Below are 1734 nucleotides of genomic sequence, written 5' to 3'. Positions count from 1 at the left end.
TTGTTCAAGCGTAAGCCGGCAAACGGTATTTAGGACGGTTCCGGGGGCTTGGGAGATGGGTAAAAGAGACAGCAACAAGGGGGCGCAGGCGGTCGGCGGGCTGGCGATCTTCAACGCCGTCGGCCGCATCGTCTGGGGCATGGCCAGCGACCGCATCGGCCGCACCGCCGCGTTCGTGGCGATGTTCGTGTTCCAGGCGGCGATGCTCGCGATGCTCGGGACACTGCAAACCGAACTGAGCCTCGCGGTGGGCGCGTCGATCATCGGGTTCAACTACGGCGGGCTTTTCGCCCTGTTCCCCTCGGCCACCGCCGACCTGTTCGGCTCGAAGAACCTGGGCGCGATCTACGGCTGGGTGTTCACCAGCTATGGGATCGCGGGTGTGGTCGGCATCGCGGCATGGAACGCGGCCAAGGAGCACGCCTCGCCGACGACGGCGTTGTACATCGCCGCGGTCCTGTGCCTGATCTCAGCGGGCCTGGCCATCGGGCTGGGACTTGCTCAAAAACGCGCTGTCGCGTGAAATAGTACGTATCGGTCGTTTTCCGCATCGCAAACCCCTCTTTGGAGGAAACATGACAACCACGCCAAGTGACGCAAGCCGCAACCGCATCGAACCGGCCAAGGAGTTCGCCGACCAGGCCCACATCCAATCGATGGCCCAGTACCAGCAGATGTACGATCGGTCCATCAACGATCCCGAAGGCTTCTGGGCGGACATCGCCGAGCAGTTCGTCTGGGACAAGAAGTGGGACAAGGTCTGCGACTGGTCCTTCGAGGACGACGTCGACATCAAGTGGTTCCTCGGGGCCAAGACCAACATCACGGTCAACTGCCTTGACCGCCACCTGGCCACGCGCGGCGATCAGCCGGCGATCATCTGGGAAGGCAACAACCCCGGCGAGGACGCGACCTGCACCTACCGGCAGCTCCACGCCGAGGTGTGCAAGACCGCCAACGCCCTCAAGAGCCTGGGCGTGAAAAAGGGCGACCGCGTGGTCATCTACCTGCAGATGATCCCCGCCCTGCCCATCGCCATGCTCGCCTGCGCCCGGATCGGGGCGATTCACTCGATCGTCTTCGGCGCGTTCAGCCCCGACGCCTTGCGCGACCGGGTCAACGACTGCCAGGCCAAGGTCGTGATCACCCAGGACACCGCCCTTCGCGGCAAGAAGAGCGACATCCCGATGAAGACCAACGCCGACGCGGGCCTGGCCAACTGCCCCTCGGTGGAGAAGCTCATCGTCGTCAAGCGCACCGGCCACGAGGTGCCCATGGACGCCGACCGCGACCTGTGGTGGGATGAACTGGTCAACGCCCAGGACGAGGCGTGCGAGCCGGAAATGATGGACGCCGAGGATCCGCTGTTCATCCTCTACACGTCCGGCTCGACGGGCAAGCCCAAGGGCGTGGAGCACCACGTCGGCGGGTACATGGTCTACACCGCCACCACCTTCAAGTACATCTTCGATTACCACGATGGCGACGTGTGGTGGTGCACGGCGGACATCGGCTGGATCACCGGCCACTCGTACATCGTGTACGGCCCGCTGGCGTGCGGGGCCCAGAGCGTGATGTTCGAGGGCGTGCCGAACTACCCCGACGCCGGCCGCTTCTGGGACGTGGTCGACAAGTGGAAGGTCACCCAGTTCTACACCGCCCCCACCGCCATCCGCTCGCTGATGCGCGAAGGCGAAGAGCCCGTCCTCTCCCGCGACCTGTCCAGCCTGAAGG

2 protein-coding genes are annotated in these 1734 nt (G+C 64.6%); both read left to right on the top strand.

All coding sequences use genetic code 11. The features are described from left to right. Positions 1-523 (top strand): MFS transporter (locus tag I6U14_RS04470; protein WP_296897202.1); only part of this gene is annotated, 523 nt, incomplete at its 5' end. A gap of 133 nt (positions 524-656) precedes the next feature. Next, a partial coding sequence (locus I6U14_RS04465) for an AMP-binding protein (RefSeq protein WP_296897204.1) occupies positions 657-1734 on the top strand: 1078 nt, incomplete at its 3' end.

Origin of the sequence: Thiohalocapsa sp. (assembly GCF_019695415.1) — a bacterium.
Taxonomy (GTDB): Bacteria; Pseudomonadota; Gammaproteobacteria; order Chromatiales; family Chromatiaceae; genus Thiohalocapsa.
Note: the sequence above shows the minus strand (reverse complement) of the source record. Positions and strands in the feature narration are given on the sequence as shown.